Raw genomic sequence first — 14,280 nt, 5'->3', positions numbered from 1 at the left:
TGTGTCCGAGGCGATCCTCCAGGCGCTGATCAACGGGCTGATCTCCGGCACCATCCTGGCGGTGCCGGCGATCGGCTTTTCGGCGATCTTTGCCGTGCTGAACTATCCGAATTTTGCCATCGGGGCGCTGGCGACGATCGGCGCCTACGGCGGCTGGGTGGCGAATACCGTTTTTGGTTGGCCGATGGAGGTGTCGCTGATCGCGGCGTTTTTCGCCGCGGCGGTCGCGGGGGTCGCGGTCGAATGGGTCGCGGTGCGGCCCTTGGACAAGGCGGGGGCGCTGATGATGGCCATCGCCTCCCTGGCCGCGGCGATCGTGCTGGAAAACGTCGTGCGCTTCATCTGGGGCAATGGGCCGCGCGGCTATGATCTGCCGATGCTGCGGGATGTGTTTTTCGGTCCCATCCGGGTCGGGCCGCAGCAGATCAAGAATTTTTCGATCGCTGTTGCTGCGATGGCGGGGCTTTGGGCCTTCCTGGCGCTGACGCCGCTGGGGCGGGCGATGCGGGCCGTTGCCGACAATCCCGATCTGGCGCGGTTGCGTGGCGTGGACCCGGTGCGGATCGCGGCCATCACCGTCGCCATCGGCGCGGGGCTGGCGGGGATGGGCGGGATGCTGGTGGGGCTCGATACCTCGATCGACCCGCTGACGGGGCCGCGGCTGGTGCTGGCGATTTTTGCTGCCGCCGTGCTGGGCGGGCTGGGGTCGATTCCGGGGGCTGTGGTGGGCGCGCTGGTGATCGGCATGGTCGAGGAACTGACGGTGTTGCTGATTTCCCCCTCCTACCGTTCGGTCGTGGGGTTCGCGGTGATCCTGATGGTGCTGAGTGTGCGGCCAACGGGCCTGTTCGGGGCGCGGGCATGACCGCCTACATCGTCTTCCTGCTGGTCATCGGCGGCATCTACGCGCTGCTGGCGCAGAGCCTGGCGCTGGCCTGGGGCATGACCGGGTTGGTGAACCTGGGGCTGGCGGGGTTTTTTGCCATCGGCGCCTATGCATCGGCCATGCTGGTGAAATGGGGCGGCGTGCCGTTACCCGTGGGGCTGGTCGCGGCCCTGGTCGCGGGCGGCGTCGCGGGGCTGGTCGTCACCGGCGCGACCCTGCGCCTGCGCGACGATTATCTGGCCATCGTGACCCTGGGCTTTGCCGAGGCCGTGCGCATCATTGCCAGCAACGAGATCTGGCTGACCGGCGGCACGGATGGGATTTCCGGCATTCCCGGCGGCGTGCCGCGCGAATGGGGGCCGGCATTTCACCTGACCTGGCTGGTCGGTGTCTCGGCGCTGGTGGCGCTGGTGTGGTTCGCGCTGCGTCGGTTGTCGGCCTCGCCCTGGGGCCGCGCGCTGCGCGCGATCCGCGAGGACCAGGTGGTGGCCGCGGTCGCCGGCAAGCCGGTGTCGCGCATGAAGGCCGAGGCTTTTGCCATCGCCGCCGCGATCGCGGGCCTGGCCGGGGCGCTGTATGGGCATTACGGATCCTACATCGCGCCGGAACTGTTTGCGCCGCTGGTCACGATCTATGTGTTCCTGGCGGTGACGGCGGGTGGCAATGGCCGGCCATCGGGGGCAGTACTCGGTGCCTATCTGTTGATCGGGTTTCTGGAGGCGACGCGCTTCGCCGCCGAACTCGTCCCCGGCGTTTCCGCGCTGCAGGCGGCGGCCTTGCGTGAGGCTTCGGTCGGCGTCGCCCTTATCCTGCTGCTGCATCTGCGGCCGCAGGGAATCTTGCCCGAACGCAACCAGAAGGCACCGGTCGCATGAGCATCGCAATTTTCGCTCGGCTGGCGCGCGACACCGCCGCCGCGGCCTCGCCGCAAGAGGCGTTCCTGGCGGCGGAAAACGCCGTGCTGGCGCTGACCGGGTTCCGGCTGTTCACCATCCTGTTCGTGACGCGCGATGGGCATGAGGTGGAACGCGTGCATTCCTCCGACCCCGAGGCCTATCGCCTGTCCGGCCGCAAGCGCATGGGGCCGACGCCATGGGGCGCGCATGTGCTGGAGGCGCGCAAACCCTGGCATGGCGGCGACGCGGAGGCCATTCGCTGGGCCTTTCCGGACCACGCGTTGATCGCGAGCCTCGGCTGCGGGTCCTGCATCAACATCCCCGTCGTCTCGATGCGCCAGATCATCGGCACGCTGAACGTGCTGGATGGGCCCGGCGTGCTGCGCGCGGACCAGATCCCGGCGATCCAGGCGGTCGCACCCGCCATCGCGCTGCCGCTGCTGCGCATGGCCGAAATGGAGGGCACGCCCCTATGATCCTGTTCGAGAACGCGACCGTCCTGGACGGCGCCAGCGAGCACGCCCTGCCCAACATGCATGTGCTGGTCGCGGGCGATGCGATCCGGGAGGTATCGGACCGCCCCATCGCCTCCACCGCTATGCGCATCGACCTGCGCGGCAAGACGCTGATGCCGGGGCTGATCGATTGCCACGTGCATGTCGTGGCGGCGCTGGCGAATCTTGGCGCCAATGCGATGCTGCCGGATGCCGTCGTCACGCTGCACACGGCGCGGTTGATGAACGAAATGCTGATGCGCGGGTTTACCACCGTGCGCGACCTGGGCGGCGCGACCTATGGGCTGAAGATGGCCTGGGATGAAGGGTTGATGCCCGGACCCCGCCTGTCCATTGCCGGCAAAGCGCTGTCGCAGACCGGCGGGCATTGCGATTTCCGCGGGCGGCACGACACGCGCCCGGCCGATTTTTTCGCCGGGCGCCTGGGCAGCCTGGGGCGGTTGGTGGATGGCGTCGATGCCGTGCGGCGGGCTTGCCGTGAGGAGATCAAGGCTGGCGCCGATTACATAAAAATCATGGCCAATGGCGGCGTCGCCTCGCCGACCGACCCGATCGCTTTCGTCGGCTTTTCCGAGGATGAGGTGCGTGCGGCGGTCGAGGAAGCGCGCATGGCGCAGACCTATGTCTCAGCCCATCTCTACACCGACGAGGCCATCGCCCGCGCCGTTCGCTGCGGCGTGCGTAGCCTGGAACACTGCAACCTGATCACCGAGGCAACCGCCCGCGCCGCCGCTGCCGCCGGCGCCATCGCCTGCCCGACCCTGGTGACCTACGAAGCGCTGAAGAACGAAGGCGCCGCACTCGGCCTGCCACCGGACAGCGTCGCCAAGATCGACGATGTGCGGCTGGCAGGGCTGGAGTCCCTGGCCAAGATGGATGCGGCCGGGCTGATGATGGTCTACGGCACCGATCTATTGGGGCCGATGCATCGCCACCAGTCGGAGGAATTCGTCATCCGCGGCCGCGTGCAACCGGCGATGGAGGTCATCCGCGGCGCCACGATCAACGCCGCGATCATGCTGCGCGAAGAAGGCCGCATCGGCTGCATCGCCCCCGGCGCGCTGGCCGATCTGATCGTGGTCGATGGCGACCCGCTGGCCGACCTGTCGCTGCTGACGCATCAGGGCGCGCATCTGTCGGCCATCATGCAGGGCGGGCGCTTCGTGAAGAACGCGTTGGTATGATGGGCCTGAAGGCGCTCGAAGCCCGCCTCGCACAAGACCTGTCTTTCCTGGAACTGCCGGCGAAATCCTGGGTGCCGCCGCGCAACGGCGTGGCCGATGTCGCGGTCATCGGCGCGGGCATGTGCGGGCTTTCGGCCGCGGCCGCGCTGCGGTTGCTGGGCGTCGACAATGTGCGGGTGCTGGACCGCGCCCCGGCGGGGCAGGAAGGCCCCTGGGTCACCTTTGCCAGGATGGAGACCCTCCGCTCACCCAAGGGCCTGGCGGGGCCGGCCCTCGGCCTGCCGGCACTGACCTGCCGTGCCTGGTTCGAGGCGCAGTGGGGTGCCGGCGCCTGGGCCGCGCTGGACAAGATCCCGCGCACCATGTGGATGGATTACCTCGGCTGGTATCGCCAGGTGATGGGCATCGTGGTCGAGAACGACACCGATGTGACCCTGATCCGCCTGCGCCCCGACGGGCTGTTCGATCTGGAAGGCGCCGGCATCACCGCCCGCCGGGTGGTGCTGGCCAGCGGGCGCGATGGGCTGGGTGGGCCGTTTGTGCCGGAGATGGCCGAGGGCGTTTCCCGCCACCTCTGGGCGCATTCGCGCGACGTCATCGACTTTGACGCCCTGCGCGGAAAACGTATCGGCGTGGTCGGTGCCGGCGCATCCGCCATGGACAATGCCGCGACCGCGTTGGAGGCAGGGGCGGGGAGCCTCGACCTCTTCGTCCGCCGCCCGGCGTTGCCGCGCGTGAACAAGTTCACCGGCATCGGCAGTCCCGGCGTGGTGCATGGTTTTGCCGGCCTGTCCGACGCATGGAAATGGCGTTTCCTGCAGGTGGTGCTGTCGGAACAAACCCCGCCGCCGCGCGACAGCACCCTGCGCGTCGCGCGCCACGACAATGCGCGGCTGCATCTGTCCAGCCCGATCCTGTCGCTGACCGAATCCGATGGCGCGCTGCGGGTGGAAACCCCGGGCGGGGTGCATAGGCTGGACTTCATGATTTTCGCGACGGGCTTTCGGGTCGATCTGGCGCGCCGGCCGGAACTGGCGCTGCTGGCACCGCATATCCGTTTTTGGGGGAACCGCTTCGCGCCGCCGCATGAGGAATTGGCGACCTCGCCCGACCTGGCACCGGATTTCGCGTTCCAGGAAATCATCCCCGGGGCCTGTCCCGCGCTGGCGAATGTGTATTGCTTCAACCATCCCGCGACGCTGAGCCACGGCAAGCTGGCGGGCGACATCCCCGCCGTCAGCCAGGGCGCGCAACGCCTGGCGCAGGGCATCGCCCGGTCGCTCTTCGTCGAGGACCGGGCGATCCACTTCGATGCCCTCTGCGCCTATGAAACCCCGGAACTGCTCGGCGACGAGTGGCCCGCCACCACCCCCGGAGTGCCAGCATGAGCGACCTGATCGAGGATATCCTGGGACTCGATCCCAAAAACCCGCTGGTCGCGTTGCGGGCGCTGCGCCCGGAAGCGCGCCAGCACGCCCAGGGCGCGTTCCAGGAATTGCTGCTGCCGGCCGACCCTGGCGGGATCAGCCTTCAGGAACGCGCGGCCCTGGCGCTGCGCGTGGCCCTGCGTGGCGGCGATGCGGCGCTGGCGGCGCGGTATCGCGCGCTGCTCGAAACCCCAGCGCCCGAGGCCGAGGATCTGTCCCCCCCGCAGGGCGATTCCCGCATGGCCGTGCTGCTGCGCCACGCCGATATCGTCGCCAGCGAACCCGAAGCCTGCGGCAAGCCGGAGATCGCCGCGCTATCCGCCTTGGGCCTTTCGTCGCGCGACATCGTGGCGCTGACGCAGTTGATCGCCTTCGTGCCCTATCAGATACGGCTCCTGGCCGGCCTGCGGATGCTGGCGGCATGACCCGCTTCACGATGCGCCCCGTCGGCTGGCGGCCACGCCTGGCGCCCGTCGATGCCGCCACCGCGACCCCAGCGCAATTGGCGGCGCTGGAGGCCTGCCCCCCGGCGCAGCGGCGTTCGACCTATTTCCTGACCTTGGCGCATGACCCGGGCTCGCTCGGCGAACGCGGCGCCTTGTTCACCACGGTGATGTATGCCGAAGGCGGGCTGCCGTTTTCGGAACGCGAATACGCGACGGCCATCGTTTCGATCGTCAATGGCTGCGTCTATTGCACCTCGGTCCATGCCAAGCGCTTCGTCGATATCACCGGTGCGACCGAGGCGATGCAGGCGGTGCTGGACGGCGGCCCCGCACCCGACCCGCGGCTGCGCGCCATTGGCGATTTCGCCGCGGCGCTGACGCGCGATCCGCAGGCGATGACCCCGGCCGCCATTGCTCCGCTGCGTGACGCGGGGCTGGACGACTTGCAGATCCTGGACCTGATCCACGCGGTGGCGATGTTCGCCAACGCCAACCGGTTGATGCAGTCGCTGGGGGATTCCCTGGTCCCAAAATCCTCTCAGTCCAGTTGAGCACCGGAGGCGCGCACCAGCACCGCATGGCGCGCGATCTCATCCCGCAAATGATCCGCCAGCCGCGACGGCGGGCCACCCAGCACGTCCAGCCCGGCGGCCTGTAGCCGGGCGCGCGCCTCCGGGTTGGCCAGCACCTGGTTGGCGATGGTGTTCAACCGCGTCACCAGCGCCGCATCCGTGCCCTTGGGCACCAGCACGCCGAACCAGGTCCCGAACACCAGCCCCGGCATGCCCAGTTCCGCCGTGGTCGGCACATCGGGGAGTTGCGGCGCGCGGGTGTCGGACAGGATGGCGATCGGCACGACCTCACCGGAGCGGACCTGCGGTGCGGCGCCGGTCACCAGGTTGAACATCGCTTGGATACGGCCGGAGAGCAGGTCGGTGCTGGCCCCGGCCGGGCCGGTATAGGGCACATGAGTCATCTGCGTGCTGGTCAGCGACTTGAACAACTCGCCCGCCAGATGCATCGACGAACCATTGCCTGTGGAGCCAAAGTTGATCGCCCCCGGATTCTCCCGCGCATAGGTGGTGAATTGCGCGAGCGTCGTCGGCCCCAATTGCCGGTTCACCACCAGCAGGTTCGGCACGTTGCCGACCAGGATGACGGGTTCGAAATCGCGCACCGGGTCGAAGGGCAGGTTGCGGTACAGCGCCGGATTGGTCGCCAGGGTGCCGGCCCAGGACCACAGCAGGGTATAGCCATCCGGCGCGGCGCGGGCGGCCGCGACGGCGCCGATATTGCCGTTGGCGCCGCCGCGGTTTTCGACGATCACGCGCTGCGGCAACTGCTTCTCCAGCTCCTGCGCGAAAATGCGGGCGATGGTATCGGCGGTGCCGGCGCCGCCCGGCGCGGGGACGATCATGCGGATGGTGCGGCTGGGCCAAGCGTCGGGGGCGGTCTGGGCCTGTGCGGCACCTGCGATGGCCAGGGTGCCGAGCAGGCTGGCGCGGCGGGTGATCGTCATCGCGGGTTCTCCTGGGTAAACGTCTGGTGCAAGGCTAGCCCAGCTTGGGCCGATATGGGGAAGGGTGCGCGATGCGTTTGGCGGTATTGGGGGCAGGGGCGATCGGTCCGGCGGCGGCGGTGCTGGCGGTATCGCGCGGGCATGAGGCAGCGCTGTGGTCGCCCTCCGGCGCCGGCACGGCCGGCTGCGACGGGCGGATGACGGCCGAAGGGGCGCTGGAGGGCGTCTTTGCCCTGCGCATCGCGACCGACCTGGCCGATGCGTTGGCCGGTGCCGACGCGGCACTGCTGGTGGTGCCGGCCTATGCCTATCCCGCGCTGTTGCCTGCCATCGCGCGGGAATTGCGCGTGCCGCTGTTGATCGCGCCCTGCGCCAGCCTGGCACCGCTGGCGCTGGATGCGGCCATGGCCGGCGCCGCGCACCGCCCGGCCATCGGCGCCATGGCGACGACCCCGGTCATGGGCCGGCGCCTGGCCCCCGACCGCGTGCGCGTCGCCGGCATCCGCAAGGCGGTGGACCTGGCGGCGGTGCCCACGGCGGCCGCCCCCGACCTGGCGGCCCTGGCGACCGCCCTGTTCGGCCATGCCAGCCCCATCGTGCCGAACGCCTTGCAGGCGGCCCTGGGCAACGCCAACCCGATCATCCACGCGGTGATGGCGCTGACCAACGTGACCCGGATGGAAAACGCCGAGCCCTGGCCGCAATACGCGATGATGACCCCCGCCGCCTGCCGGCTGATGGTCGCCATGGCGGAGGAACGCGACCGCCTGGCCCAGGCCTTTGGCCTGACCGTGCTGAGCCTGGAGGAATCGCTGCACCGGTCCAACGGCGTGGCGCTCGGCCCGATGCATGAGATGGCGGCGGTCATCGCCCAGTCGCGCGGGTCGGTCCTTGGCCCGGCCACCATGGACACCCGCTACGTGACCGAGGACGTGCCCTATGGCCTGGCCTTCTACCTCTGGCTCGGCGCCACGCGCGGGTTGCGCCTGCCGGTCACCGACGCGGTGGTGACGGCGCTGGAGGTGCTGTGGGGCCAGCCGCTGCGCGACAACCCCTTGCTGTCAGGGCTGGACCCGGCCGGGCTGGACGCGGCCCTGCAACACGGTATCGGGCGTCAGCCTTCGGTCTGAACCGGATCGGCCGAGCCCGACAGCAGCACCGCCACCCAATGCGTGCTGGGATAGGCGGCGCAGGCGGTCAGGCAGGCGATCACGATGGGGATGCCGATGAAGGCGCCGGCGATCCCCCACAGGAAGGCCCAGAAGAACACCGACAGCAGCACGATGAAGGGCGATACCGCCAGCGCCGCCCCGGCGATGCGCGGTTCCAGGTAGCTGCCGATGATGTTCTGGATGACGTTCAGGCTGACCAGCACGGTCAGCGCCGCGCCGACCGTGCCGAATTGCACCATCGCCAGCAGCGCCGGCAGCGCGGTCGCCACCAGCGGGCCGATGAAGGGGATGTAGTTCAGCGCGAAGGCGATCACGCCCCATTCCAGCGCCAGTTCCAGCCCGAACAGATAGGCGAAGGCGAAAACCGCAAGGCCGGTCGCGACACTCATCACGGTGCGCACCACCATGTAGCGTTGCAGCTTCCACGCGACCCGCTGCGCGATGTGCAGCACCGCCCGCCCCTGGCCCTTGCCGCCCAGGGTTTCGAGTTTGCGGGCGGTCATGTCCACTTCCATCATCCCCAGGATGACGAAGACCATCATCAGCGCGATGAAGGTGAACAGCCCCTGCACCTGGGCCGCCGCCGACCGCACCAGGCGCAGCAGCCAGGCGATGTCGAATTGCTGGGCCAGCATCACCGCCGCGTCGAAGCCCCGTGCCTCCAGCATCACCGCGGCTTGCGCATACAGCGCGGTGATATTGGCGCTGTTGGTGACCAGCCAGGCGCCCACCCGGGTCAGCCCCCAGACCACCATGCCGCCAAGCAGGCTGACCACGGCCAGGGTCACGATGATGGTGACCAGCATCGCCAAGGGACGGGTGATGTGGCTTTCCAGCGCCCGCTGCAGCGGCAGGACCAGGGCGATGGTGAAGAAGGCGAAGGTGATCGGCACAAGGATGGGCGCCGCCACCTGAAGCCCGGCCAGGACCAGCACGCCGGCGCCCAGTCCGAGCAGGCCGGGCAAGAGGATGCGTGCGGTCATGGGCGTGCTCTCCGAATCCTGCACCATGGGCGCGTGGGGCGCCGGCGCCGTGACAGGCCCTTCGGCTAACATGCCATGCCGCAAGTGCGAAGCACGCGACGCCCAACGGGACGGGCTGCGTAGCATGGGGACGCCCGGCCCATGCTTTCGGCGCTGGCCGTGGCATAGGCTTCTGTGATCCATTTATGTTGCGGTGGCCGACCGGGGCAAGGCCGTAGCGGAGGAAGCCAAATGTCCGACCTCAACGCCGTCCTGGCGCATGTCGATGCCGATCTCGATGCGGCGCTGGCGCGCCTCTTCGTGGTGCTGCGCATCAAGTCGATTTCGACCGACCCCGCCTATGCCGCCGAATGCCAGGCCTGCGCCGATTGGCATGTGGAGGATCTGCGCGGCATCGGCTTCGACGCCAGCGCCCGCGCCACCCCGGGCCACCCGATCGTCGTGGCGCATGACCGCAGCGCCAAGGGCGCCTCGGCGCTGTTCTACGGGCATTACGACGTCCAGCCGGTCGATCCGCTGGAATTGTGGGATGCCGATCCCTTCGATCCCCGCATCGAGACCTTGGCCGATGGCACCCGAATCCTGCGCGGACGCGGCACGGCGGATGACAAGGGGCAGTTGATGGCCTTCGTCGAGGCCTGCCGCGCCTGGAAAGCCGTCACCGGCCGCCTGCCGATCCCGATGACCATCCTGCTGGAGGGCGAGGAGGAATCCGGCGGCGTGAACCTGCCGCCCTTCCTGAAATCCCATGCCGATGAGCTGCGCGCCGACATCGGCCTGATCTGCGACACCAACATGTGGGACGCCAAGACGCCCGCCATCGTGACCATGCTGCGCGGGCTCTGCGGCGAGGAAATCATCATCCACGCCGCCGACCGTGACCTGCATTCGGGGTTTTATGGCTCGGCCGCGGCCAACCCCAACCGCATCCTGGCCCGCATCATCAGCGACCTGCACGATGCCGACGGCCGCGTGACCTTGGCCGGCTTCTACGACGGCGTGCCGGAATTGCCGGAGGCGCTGCGCACGCAATGGGACAGCCTGGGCTTCGACGCGAAGGCCTTCCTCGGTGCCGTCGGCCTGTCCGTGCCGGCGGGCGAGACGGGGCGTTCGGTGCTGGAAATGGTCTGGTCGCGGCCGACCTGCGAGATCAACGGCATGGGCGGCGGCTACCAGGGGGCCGGGTTCAAGACCGTCATCCCCGCCATGGCCTCGGCGAAAATCTCCTTCCGGCTGGTCTTCGACCAGGATCCGCACAAGATCCGCGCCGCCTTCCGCGCCTTCGTCCGGGCGCGGGTGCCGGCGGATTGCCGGGTGGAGTTTTTGGAACATGGCTCGGGCCAGGCCATCGGCTTCCCGATCGACGCGCCGGCCTTCGGCAAGGCACGCGACGCGCTGACGGCCGAATGGGGCAAGCCCGCGGTCTTCATCGGCGGCGGCGGGTCGATCCCGGTGACGCATGAATTGAAGAAGGCCCTGGGCATGGATGTCGTGCTGGCCGGCTTCGGGCTGGACGATGACCGCATCCACAGCCCGAACGAGAAATACAACCTGGAAAGCTTCCATCGCGGCATCCGGTCCTGGGTGCGGATCCTGGATGCGCTGGGCCGGGACGCCACCCCATGACCGAAGCGCCCAAAACCTCGATGCAAAAAATCCTCGACGTGGTCGAGAGGGTCGGCAACCGGGTGCCGCATCCGGTGATGATCTTCGTCTATCTGATCGCGCTGGTGATCCTGCTGTCGCAGGTCCTCTACATGTTCGGCGTCGGCGTATCCTACCAGGCCTACAACCCGGCGAGCGGTGAGATCGAACCCGCCCGCACCGTCGCGCGCAGCCTGCTGACCACCGACGGCATCCGGTTCATGTTCACCGGGGTCGTGCAGAATTTCATGAGCTTCAACGCCGTCGGCGTGATCATCGTCGCCATGGTCGGCGTCGGCGTGGCCGAGGAAGCAGGGCTGGTGAAGGCGCTGATCCGCAAGCTGGTGGTTGTCGCCCCGCCCGGGGCGCTGACCTATATCCTGGTCTTCGTCGGCATCATCTCCTCCATCGCCGCGGATGCCGGCTACCTGGTGCTGATCCCGCTGGCGGCGGCGGCCTTCGTCAGCGTGGGGCGGCATCCGCTGGCCGGGCTCGCGGCGGCCTTCGCCGCGGTGGCCTCGGCGTTTCTCGTCAATGTCATGATCGTGCCGACCGATGGCATCCTGACCGAGATCACCAATGACGCGATCCACCTGGTCAATCCGAACCTGTCGATCGATCTCGCGGCCAATGTCTGGTTCTCCATCGGATCGGTCGTGCTGCTGACCTTCGTCATCGCCATCATCACCGAGAAGGTGATCGAACCGCGCCTTGGCGCCTATACCGGCGACTATGTCGTGGAGGGCCAGACCGGCCTGTCCGATGATGAAGGCCGCGGCTTGCGCTATGCCTTCTGGGGCATGCTGGCCTCCTTCGCCTTCATCCTGGCGCTGACCCTGCCGCCCGGTGCGCCGCTGCGGAACCCCGATACCGGCACGATCATCGGCAACTCGCCCTTCATGAACAGCCTGATCGTGTCGATCGCGCTGGTCTTCCTGGTCTGCGGTGCCGCCTATGGCATCGGCGCGCGCACGATGAAGGGCACCAACGATGTCATCGCCGCGATGCAGAAGTCGATCGGCGCGCTATCCGGCCTGATCCTGCTGCTGCTGGTGATCAGCCAGTTCATCGCCTTCTTCAACTACACCAACATGGCGACCCTGGCGGCGGTGTCGTTGGCCGAGATCCTGCAACGTGCCAACCTGGATGCGCTGTGGCTGATCATCGGCTTCGTCGTGGTCACCTTCCTGCTCGACCTGATCATCACCGGCGCGATCGCCAAATGGGCGATTTTTGCCCCGATCTTCGTGCCGCTGCTGATGCAATTGGGCGTGGCGCCGGAAGCGGTGCTGGCGGCCTATCGCGTCGGCGATTCGCCGATCAATTCGATCACGCCGCTGAACGCCTATTTCGCCATGATCGTGACCTTCGCGATCAAGTACCAGAAGGACGCGGGCATCGGCACGGTGATCGCACTGATGCTGCCCTATGTCGTGGTGATGTGCGTCGTCTGGACGGCCTTCCTCGCGGCCTGGCATCTGCTCGGCCTGCCCTGGGGCATCGGTTAACGCCGATGAACGCCGAGTTGGGGATCGTCCTGGCGCTGCTGCTGGCGGCGGTGGCCATGTTCGTCATCAACAAGCCGCGCATGGATGCCGTGGCGCTGCTGATGATCGTCCTGCTGCCCTTCACCGGCGTCATGACGATGGGTGAGGCGCTGTCGGGCTTCAGCGACCCGAATATCGTCCTGATCGCGGCGCTCTTCGTCATCGGCGAAGCCCTGGTCCGCACCGGCGTCGCGCGCCGGCTGGGCGACTGGATCGGCGCCCGCGCCGGCAGCAGCGAGACCAAGCTGGTGGTGCTGCTGATGCTGTCGGTCGCGGGGCTCGGCGCCCTGATGTCCTCGACCGCCGTGGTCGCGATCTTCATCCCCGTGGTGATGCGGATTTCGCAGAACAGCGGCACGCCGGCCAGTCAGTTGATGATGCCGCTGAGTTTTGCGGGGCTGATCAGCGGCATGCTGACCCTGGTCGCGACGGCACCCAACCTGGTGGTCAATGCGGAATTGGCACGCCAGGGAATCGACGGCTTCCAGTTCTTCAGTTTCACGCCCTTCGGCATCCCGATCCTGCTCGTCGGCATCCTCTACATGCTCTTCGCCCGGCGCTTCCTGCCCGCCGGCGCACCGGATGCCGGCGCCGCCGCGGCACGACCCAGCCAGAAAAACTGGATCGCGCAATACGGGCTGGTCGATCGCGAGGCCCGGGTGCGCGTGGCGCCATCCTCCCCCCTGATCGGCAAGACGCTGGAGGAACTTGGCCTGCGTACCGCCGGGGTGAACCTGCTGGCGATCGAGCGTGCCCGCCGCTTCGGCACCGACGTGATCCGCCCGGTGGCGCGCACCAGCCTGCAAGCGGGCGATGTGCTGCTGATCGACGTGCTGCGGCCGCACATCGAACTGGAACCGTTGCGCGAAAAATTCCGCCTGGAACTGCTCCCGCTGGAGGAAGCCCAGGCCTATTTCACCGACCGTTCGCAGGAACTGGGCATGGTGGAAGTCGTGCTGCCCGCCGAATCGTCGCTGCTCGGCCAGACCGTGCTGGAAGCGCGCGTTCGCGCCGTATCCGGCCTGACCGTGATCGGGTTGCGCCGCGGCCGCGACGTGCATGGCCACGGCCTGCTGAATGAAAAGCTGAGGGCCGGCGACACGCTGCTGCTGATCGGCTTTTGGGGCGATATCCGCCGCGCGCAGGCCAATACCACGGCGATGGTCGTGCTGAACCTGCCAGCCGAAATGGACGAGGTCCTGCCCGTCGCCAGCAAGGCACCCCAGGCGCTGGCCGTGCTGGGCCTGGTGGTGGTGCTGATGGTCACCGGCGTCGTGCCGAATGTGCAGGCGGCGCTGATCGGCTGCCTGTTGATGGGCCTGCTCGGCTGCATCGACATGAACAGCGCCTATCGCTCGATCTCTTGGAAAAGCCTGGTGCTGATCGTCGGCATGCTGCCGTTTTCCATCGCGTTGCAACGCACGGGGGGCGTCGACCTGGCGGCCGATGGCTTGCTGGCGGCGGTGGGTGGCGCGTCGCCGCGCGTGGTGCTGGCGGCCTTGTTCGTGATCACCGCGATGCTGGGGCTGTTCATCTCCAACACCGCGACGGCGGTGCTGATGGCGCCGGTGGCGCTGGCGGTCGCGGCCGACCTGGGCGCGTCGCCCTATCCCTTTGCGATGATCGTGGCGCTGGCGGCATCGACGGCGTTCATGACGCCGATCTCATCGCCGGTGAATACCTTGGTGGTTGGGCCGGGGAACTACGGGTTTGGTGATTTCGTGAAGATCGGCGTGCCCTTCGCGCTGATCGTGCTGGTGGTCTGCGTGCTGCTCGTGCCGGTGCTGCTGCCGCTGTAGCGCCGGCCCCGAGACGGGGGCCGGCGCCCAGGCGATCAGCGGTTGCGCTGGCTCTGGTCGACCAGGAAGCCGCCGGCGGCGCCCGCACCGGCGCCGATCAGCGCGCCCATGCCGGCATTGCCGGAGAAGGAGCCGATGGCGGCCCCACCCAGCGCGCCGATGGCCGTGCCGGTGGCGACGGTCCGCTGCTGCTGCGTCATGTCCGCACAGGCGCCCAGCATCAGGGCGAGGGCGGCGGGGATCAACAAGGTCTTACGCATCG

14 protein-coding genes are annotated in these 14,280 nt (G+C 68.3%); 11 read left to right on the top strand and 3 right to left on the bottom strand.

Features of this window, described 5'->3' with window-relative positions; translation table 11 throughout:
* The first annotated feature begins 1 nt into the window (after nucleotide 1).
* Genes ACQW02_RS23415 through ACQW02_RS23385 form a run of 7 tightly spaced genes read left to right on the top strand, consistent with a single transcriptional unit; the run spans nucleotide 2 to nucleotide 5,905 of the window.
* Nucleotides 2-865: a branched-chain amino acid ABC transporter permease gene (locus tag ACQW02_RS23415; RefSeq protein ID WP_431282324.1), complete on the top strand. Its 864-nt coding sequence runs from the start codon at nucleotides 2-4 to the stop codon at nucleotides 863-865.
* A complete protein-coding gene (locus ACQW02_RS23410) occupies nucleotides 862-1,761 on the top strand; it encodes a branched-chain amino acid ABC transporter permease (protein ID WP_431282323.1) in 900 nt (299 codons plus the stop codon). Before ACQW02_RS23415 ends, ACQW02_RS23410 begins: the two co-directional genes overlap by 4 nt.
* The gene (locus ACQW02_RS23405) at nucleotides 1,758-2,258 is read left to right on the top strand and encodes a GAF domain-containing protein (RefSeq protein ID WP_431282322.1); all 501 of its coding nucleotides are present in this window, start codon (nucleotides 1,758-1,760) and stop codon (nucleotides 2,256-2,258) included. The genes ACQW02_RS23410 and ACQW02_RS23405 overlap by 4 nt, the downstream gene beginning before the upstream one ends.
* Nucleotides 2,255-3,481: an amidohydrolase family protein gene (locus tag ACQW02_RS23400; RefSeq protein ID WP_431282321.1), complete on the top strand. Its 1,227-nt coding sequence runs from the start codon at nucleotides 2,255-2,257 to the stop codon at nucleotides 3,479-3,481. The genes ACQW02_RS23405 and ACQW02_RS23400 overlap by 4 nt, the downstream gene beginning before the upstream one ends.
* Nucleotides 3,478-4,869, top strand: coding sequence for an NAD(P)-binding domain-containing protein (locus ACQW02_RS23395; RefSeq protein WP_431282320.1), 1,392 nt, complete (start codon nucleotides 3,478-3,480; stop codon nucleotides 4,867-4,869). The genes ACQW02_RS23400 and ACQW02_RS23395 overlap by 4 nt, the downstream gene beginning before the upstream one ends.
* Nucleotides 4,866-5,333, top strand: coding sequence for a CMD domain-containing protein (locus tag ACQW02_RS23390; protein ID WP_431282319.1), 468 nt, complete (start codon nucleotides 4,866-4,868; stop codon nucleotides 5,331-5,333). Before ACQW02_RS23395 ends, ACQW02_RS23390 begins: the two co-directional genes overlap by 4 nt.
* A complete protein-coding gene (locus tag ACQW02_RS23385; RefSeq protein WP_431282318.1) occupies nucleotides 5,330-5,905 on the top strand; it encodes a peroxidase-related enzyme in 576 nt (191 codons plus the stop codon). Before ACQW02_RS23390 ends, ACQW02_RS23385 begins: the two co-directional genes overlap by 4 nt.
* Here ACQW02_RS23385 and ACQW02_RS23380 read toward each other — a convergent pair.
* Entirely contained in the window at nucleotides 5,893-6,873 is a 981-nt protein-coding gene (locus ACQW02_RS23380; RefSeq protein ID WP_431282317.1) for a Bug family tripartite tricarboxylate transporter substrate binding protein, read from the bottom strand. The two genes, ACQW02_RS23385 and ACQW02_RS23380, sit on opposite strands and share 13 nt — an antisense overlap.
* A 71-nt stretch (nucleotides 6,874-6,944) precedes the next feature.
* Here ACQW02_RS23380 and ACQW02_RS23375 point away from each other — a divergent pair, with 71 nt between their 5' ends.
* Nucleotides 6,945-8,003, top strand: a complete 1,059-nt coding sequence (locus ACQW02_RS23375; RefSeq protein WP_431282316.1) for an NAD/NADP octopine/nopaline dehydrogenase family protein — start codon at nucleotides 6,945-6,947, stop codon at nucleotides 8,001-8,003.
* On the opposite strand, the gene ACQW02_RS23370 is transcribed toward ACQW02_RS23375, so the two are convergent.
* On the bottom strand, nucleotides 7,988-9,028 hold the full coding sequence (locus tag ACQW02_RS23370; protein ID WP_431282315.1) for an AI-2E family transporter: 1,041 nt from the start codon (nucleotides 9,026-9,028) through the stop codon (nucleotides 7,988-7,990). The two genes, ACQW02_RS23375 and ACQW02_RS23370, sit on opposite strands and share 16 nt — an antisense overlap.
* Before the next feature lie 231 nt (nucleotides 9,029-9,259).
* On the opposite strand from ACQW02_RS23370, the gene ACQW02_RS23365 reads away from it, so the two are divergent.
* From ACQW02_RS23365 to ACQW02_RS23355, 3 genes are read left to right on the top strand one after another with little or no spacing between them, the layout of a single operon-like run.
* The gene (locus tag ACQW02_RS23365) at nucleotides 9,260-10,654 is read left to right on the top strand and encodes a M20/M25/M40 family metallo-hydrolase (RefSeq protein WP_431282314.1); all 1,395 of its coding nucleotides are present in this window, start codon (nucleotides 9,260-9,262) and stop codon (nucleotides 10,652-10,654) included.
* Nucleotides 10,651-12,180 (top strand): AbgT family transporter, encoded by a 1,530-nt coding sequence (locus ACQW02_RS23360; protein WP_431282313.1) that lies wholly within the window; start codon nucleotides 10,651-10,653, stop codon nucleotides 12,178-12,180. Before ACQW02_RS23365 ends, ACQW02_RS23360 begins: the two co-directional genes overlap by 4 nt.
* 5 nt (nucleotides 12,181-12,185) lie before the next feature.
* Entirely contained in the window at nucleotides 12,186-14,018 is a 1,833-nt protein-coding gene (locus tag ACQW02_RS23355; RefSeq protein WP_431282312.1) for an SLC13 family permease, read from the top strand.
* 35 nt (nucleotides 14,019-14,053) lie between these two features.
* Here ACQW02_RS23355 and ACQW02_RS23350 read toward each other — a convergent pair whose 3' ends face one another.
* Complete coding sequence (locus tag ACQW02_RS23350; RefSeq protein ID WP_431282311.1) at nucleotides 14,054-14,278, bottom strand: glycine zipper family protein; 225 nt, start codon at nucleotides 14,276-14,278, stop codon at nucleotides 14,054-14,056.
* Nucleotides 14,279-14,280 lie beyond the last annotated feature (2 nt).

Source organism: Humitalea sp. 24SJ18S-53 (assembly GCF_050632385.1).
In the GTDB taxonomy this organism is placed as follows: Bacteria; Pseudomonadota; Alphaproteobacteria; order Acetobacterales; family Acetobacteraceae; genus Humitalea.
This window is presented reverse-complemented; position numbering and strand designations above follow the sequence as displayed.